Source organism: Aquidulcibacter sp., assembly GCF_020253525.1.
In the GTDB taxonomy this organism is placed as follows: Bacteria; Pseudomonadota; Alphaproteobacteria; order Caulobacterales; family Aquidulcibacteraceae; genus Aquidulcibacter.
The window spans coordinates 1-5,251 of record NZ_JADCBK010000061.1 but is presented as its reverse complement, the minus strand read 5'-3'; the positions used below and the strand labels follow the sequence as shown (position 1 = coordinate 5,251).

Below are 5,251 nucleotides of genomic sequence, written 5' to 3'. Positions count from 1 at the left end.
GACCCAAGACAGCTATAGTGGTGAGGCGACCTACCGTACCTCTGGCATTGCCGCTTCCTTTAATAATGATGCGGGCGTGGCGACGGTAAAGGGGGCCATTGCCGATGGGCAGCTCAAGCCGCGCAACTTTGTCAATCAAGAGACCAATGGCAAAAAACGCCGGATCACCATTAATTTCGCGGGCCGTTCTGTTGATGTGACGGCTGCACCCATGTGGGGCAATATGGGCTTTCCGCCGGCAACTTTGGCCCAAAAACTGGAATCCGTAGATCCCGTTACGGGCTTGATGGAATTGTCCTTGGTTACAGGCCGTGATGCAGGTCGGGCCTGTGGCGGTGCCGTCAAGATTTTCGATGGCAAAAGGCGCTATGATATTCGCACCCAATATGTCGGGATCGAGCAAGTCTCTACTCCGGCTTACAAGGGCCCTGCGACCTATTGCCGGGGAACTTATACCGAAGTCGCAGGCTTTAATCAGAAAAAGCCCGGCGAAAGCCGCGAACCAATCCGCCTGCAAATCTGGCTGGCTGATGTTGGCAATATGGGGGTTTCGGTACCCGTCCGCATGACAGGCTCAAAAGGCATTTATACTGCCGTGCTCTATGCCGACCGCGCGGTCGTTCGTTAAAGGCCGGATCACACGTCTGGCAGGAGGCCGCTATCTTCAGGGTCCCCGACCTTTTTGATCAAGGCGGCCTTCAGCTTCTTCATGGCCTGATGCTCGATCTGGCGCACCCGCTCTTTCGAGATGCCCATGCGGACGCCTAAGGATTCCAAGGTTGCCCCTTCATCGGTCAGTCGGCGTTCTTGAATGATGGCGAGTTCCCGCGGATTGAGGGATTTAAGCGCCTCTTGAATCCAATTGGTGCGCCGTTCGGTATCGGTGCGCTCCATCACATCTTGGTCGGGCAGAATGCCTTCATCTGGCAGGAGATCTTGCCACTCGCCACCGCCCTCGACCCCATCAGACATAGGGGCATTGAGCGAGCGGTCATTGGCCGAAAGGCGCGAGGCCATTTGTTCGACTTCACGTTCACTCACGCCCAATTTGGTGGCGATAATCTCGCGGTTCTCCCGCGTCATCATGGCTTCACCCGTATCGCTGATGAGCGCGCGAAGTCGACGAAGGTTGAAGAAGAGCGACTTTTGTGCGGCCGTCGTGCCGGTACGCACGATGGACCAATTGCGCAACACATAGTCCTGAATGGCTGAACGGATCCACCAAGCGGCATAGGTTGAAAAGCGCACGTCGCGATCAGGCTCAAAACGCGCTGCTGCCTGCATCAGCCCAATATTGCCTTCTTGGACCAAGTCACTCATCGGCAGGCCATAATTGCGGAAGCGCGCGGCCATCGAAATCACAAGCCGCATATAGGCCGTTGTCAACTCATGCAGCGCGCGCTCATCCTGATGGTCGCGCCACTTGATCGCCAGCTCGCGCTCGTGATCATGCTCCAGCAAAGGTGCTTTCATAGCCTGTTTGACAAACCGGCGCGTTGCGCTTTGGGCTTCGGCTGTCTCATACGTGGCCATTTGATCTCTCCGATCCTTGTCCGCACCTGATTTGGCTACCAGCTTTACGCGCACACGATTGGGTTGGATCAGTCGTTATGACAAATCTATGACCGAAGAACTGCAATTTGGCAGGCGATTTTGTGGTCCGGATTTATCCAGATGTCCGGACAAAAATCGCAGGGGGAAAATCGCTATCCATCTGCACTTCTAAAGACCTGATTTTGCCGTCCATATCGGCTTGGAAGGCAAATTTCACATCGAGAAGATCATCATCATCTTCGCGCATCGGTTTGCCGTTAAACACATCATAATGCCAATGATTGAAGCGGATGGGCATCTCATTATAGGTGCCCAGCAAACCGGCATCATCGCGCGTGATGGTCCACGTGCCATAGCCTTTATGGGTGAAGGTGCCGACAAAGGCATCTAGGGCGCGCGAGGGCGTGGTATTGGGGATCGGCATGGGCGGGGATTGCGTGGCGGCCTTGGCCTCATTCGCATCCCGGCGGGCCAGACCTCGCGCAGACCAATTGGCGGGCTCTAGCCCCATTAGCCGATCAAACAAATCAAGGCTGACGTGACCGGGCAGAGGTGTGCCACGCATATTGGCAAAGGCGACAATGCCGACATTCTGCTCTGGGAATAGGGTCACGCGCGAGGAAAAGCCATTGAGATTGCCGCCATGGGCAACCCGCCGCATGCCGCGATAAAAATCGGTGCGCCAGCCCAGCCCATATAGCCCCCGGCTCAATTCTATCGCCTCTGGCTGTCCGCCTGTTGATACAAGTGGTGCCCACATGGCATCACTTTGCGCGACAGAAATCAGCCGCTTATCGCCAAAGCTTCCGCGCCGCAGCTGCAAATCCATCCAAGCGATAAATTGGTTGGCTGAGCTATAGAGCTGACCGGCCGGGCCAATCGCATCTTCTGGCCGTAACGGAATTTGCACGGCTTGCTTGGCCGGGGAGAGCTTGTGGCCAAAGGCGAAATTACTGTCCTTGGCCATTTGGCTGGGGCTAAAGCCTGTGCGCGTCATGCCGAGTGGTTTGAGGAGGCGCGCTTCTGTGAAGGCCTCCCACGTTTGGCCCGTCGCGCGCTCGACCACGAGACCCGCCAAAATATACATGAGATTATTATATTGATATTGGCTGCGCAGGGGCGCTGAGGTTGCCAAATACGGTAAGCGGGCCAGAAGCTCCGTCTTGCTCAGCCTCTCATTATTGTACCAAACAAGATCATGGGTGCCGAGGCCTGTGCGGTGCGAGAGCATGTCACGCAGGCTCAGGCTCGCATATTCGACCCCGCCCGCCATTTTGAACTCAGGCAGATAGGTGGTGACGGGCTCGTCCCACTTAAGTTTGCCCTCATCGACCAAAAGGGCGACGGTTGCTGCGGTAAAGGCTTTGGTGAGGGACGCACAGCCAAACAAGGTATCGGCTGTAACCGCTTGGGTTTTCGCGCCATCCCGCCAGCCAAAGCCCTTCGCATAAAGGGGTGCGCCATCCTTGATGACCGCGATGGCCAAGCCAGGCACACGCCAATTCTGCCGTGCCAGATCAAGCTCTGCGTCCAAGCCTGCAAGGGGATCGGGCTTGCGCTTGGCTGCCCAAGCTGGGCCCACGAGGCCCGCGCCTAAACTGGCACCCAATAAGGAGACAAAGGCCCGCCGCTGCATCAATTTGACCCCCACTTAACCGCACGTCTTGGCAGATATAGTGGGCGGGGCAAGTCGGCCTTGTCTAGCCCTTTTAGCGACGAATGGCATCAGCCCCGACGCAGGTGCGGGTCTCTTCGCTCCACGTGCCACCGCGGCGATAACAATCCTGGCGCATAGCCGCTGCGCGCGCCTCGGCCTGTGCCGGATCGGACTCAACCGGGCCCAAGGCGCACCCAGTCAGAATTGCCACAACCAGAGCAAAGCCACCCAAGGCCAGCACGCGGGCCATCGGCTTAGGCCGTCAGCTGTTGGCGGGCAACTTCGAGAAGGTCTTCCATCTCGCGGCGGATCTGATGCTCGCTAACATCAGCCCCTTTGGCGTCGAGATCGGCTTTGACTTTGCGGTAGACATCCTCATCGCCGGCTTCTTCAAAATCGGCCATGACGATGGACTTGGCATAATCTTCGGCGGCTTCGCCTTCGAGACCTAAGAGACCGGCAGCCCAAGCGCCGAGCAGCTTATTGCGGCGAGCGGTGATTTTGAACGAAAGCTCGCTATCATGCGCATATTTGGCTTCTTCAGCGCTCTTGCGCTCATCGAACTGGCTCATATCAGACTTCCTTGAAAACGTGTCAGCGGACAAAGTCCTATGTGGGGTCTGGATAGGTCTCTGCGCAAGTAAGCGCAAGAGGATGCGCCACATGATTGAGGCCTGTCGCGCAGCCTGTTAGGGTGGATATGTCGTTAGGAGTTTCGACTCGGGCCACGCTGGCTGCGAGTGCGTGCCTTGCCACCTGACCACTGAGGAGAGCGCGACCATGTCCCGCCGCAAGAAAATTTATGAAGGCAAGGCCAAGGTCCTCTATGAAGGGCCAGAGCCTGGTACCCTGATCCAGTATTTCAAAGACGATGCGACCGCCTTCAACGCTGAAAAACATGCGATTATTGAGGGCAAGGGCGTTCTGAACAACCGTATTTCAGAATTCATCATGACCAATCTGAATGCGATTGGCGTGCCCACGCACTTCATCCGTCGCTTGAATATGCGCGAGCAATTGATCCGTGAAGTGGAAATCATCCCGCTCGAAGTCGTGGTACGCAATGTTGCCGCAGGCTCAATCTCGAAGCGTTTAGGTATTCCCGAAGGCGAATTACTGCCCCGTTCCATCGTCGAATTCTATTATAAGAATGACGGCTTGGGTGATCCGATCGTCGCTGAAGAGCATATCACCGCCTTTAACTGGGCGACCACACAAGAAATTGATGACATCATGGCGCTTGCCTTGCGCATCAATGACTATTTGTCGGGTCTGTTTGCGGGTGTAGGTATCCGCTTGGTGGACTTTAAGCTTGAATTTGGTCGCCTCTATGAAGGCGATATGGTGCGCACGGTTTTGGCCGATGAGATCAGCCCAGATTCGTGCCGTTTGTGGGATGCGCGCACCAACAACAAGCTCGACAAAGACCGCTTCCGGCAAGATTTGGGCGGCGTTTCTGAGGCCTATGCCGAAGTCGCCCAGCGCTTGGGCATTTTCAAAGACCCACGCAGCGCGTTTGTAGAAGGCTAAACCAACCGATGAAAGCCATTGTGAATGTCCGTCTAAAAAAAGGCGTGCTGGACCCTCAAGGCCGCGCCATTGCCGAGGCCCTGCGCGGCTTGGGCTTTCATGAGGCTGAAGATGCGCGCGTCGGCAAAGTCATCGAGATTGAACTTGATGAAACCGACCCCGAACGCGGTGCCGCGCGCGCCAAAGAAATGGCCGCCAAACTCCTGGCCAATCCCGTGATCGAAAGCTGGACGGTCGAAATCGCAGCCTAAGGTCGGCGGATTGACCTTGTCATCCCCGCCGGAACGAAGTGGAGAGCGGGGACCCCAATGAGTTTGCGGCACAAAATCCCCGACTGGCTGACGCCATCGGGGATGACATCGCTCTGAGCAGCTTTTCCATCTGGACCCATTTTGGTGGAAACCCTGTTTCACCAAAAAGGATCATGGAGCATGAGCGCGACATCTGGGTCGTCAAGTGTCCGTTTTCTTCGAAAACGGATCGCTTGCGACGCAGCGAAGCTGCGCACTT

Annotated in this window: 7 protein-coding genes; 3 read left to right on the top strand and 4 right to left on the bottom strand. The window is 56.3% G+C overall.

Translation table 11 applies throughout. From position 1 onward, the window contains the following. A partial coding sequence (locus tag IOB61_RS08155) for a DUF3108 domain-containing protein (protein ID WP_290814922.1) occupies positions 1-628 on the top strand: 628 nt, incomplete at its 5' end. A gap of 8 nt (positions 629-636) precedes the next feature. Here the strand turns inward: IOB61_RS08155 and IOB61_RS08150 are convergent. The 4 genes from IOB61_RS08150 to IOB61_RS08135 form a co-directional block, all read right to left on the bottom strand. Continuing rightward, entirely contained in the window at positions 637-1,533 is an 897-nt protein-coding gene (locus tag IOB61_RS08150) for an RNA polymerase factor sigma-32 (RefSeq protein WP_290814920.1), read from the bottom strand. Positions 1,534-1,666: 133 nt separating this feature from the next. After that, a complete protein-coding gene (locus IOB61_RS08145; protein ID WP_290814917.1) occupies positions 1,667-3,190 on the bottom strand; it encodes a serine hydrolase in 1,524 nt (507 codons plus the stop codon). Positions 3,191-3,263: 73 nt separating this feature from the next. Next, positions 3,264-3,461 (bottom strand): hypothetical protein, encoded by a 198-nt coding sequence (locus tag IOB61_RS08140; RefSeq protein ID WP_290814914.1) that lies wholly within the window; start codon positions 3,459-3,461, stop codon positions 3,264-3,266. Between the two features lie 4 nt (positions 3,462-3,465). Then, the gene (locus IOB61_RS08135; RefSeq protein WP_290814911.1) at positions 3,466-3,783 is read right to left on the bottom strand and encodes a DUF1476 domain-containing protein; all 318 of its coding nucleotides are present in this window, start codon (positions 3,781-3,783) and stop codon (positions 3,466-3,468) included. A 208-nt stretch (positions 3,784-3,991) separates the two neighbouring features. On the opposite strand from IOB61_RS08135, the gene purC reads away from it, so the two are divergent. Further along, on the top strand, positions 3,992-4,741 hold the full coding sequence (gene purC, locus IOB61_RS08130; RefSeq protein ID WP_085340218.1) for a phosphoribosylaminoimidazolesuccinocarboxamide synthase: 750 nt from the start codon (positions 3,992-3,994) through the stop codon (positions 4,739-4,741). A gap of 8 nt (positions 4,742-4,749) precedes the next feature. Further along, positions 4,750-4,992 (top strand): phosphoribosylformylglycinamidine synthase subunit PurS, encoded by a 243-nt coding sequence (purS, locus tag IOB61_RS08125; RefSeq protein ID WP_085340219.1) that lies wholly within the window; start codon positions 4,750-4,752, stop codon positions 4,990-4,992. Positions 4,993-5,251: the final 259 nt, after the last annotated feature.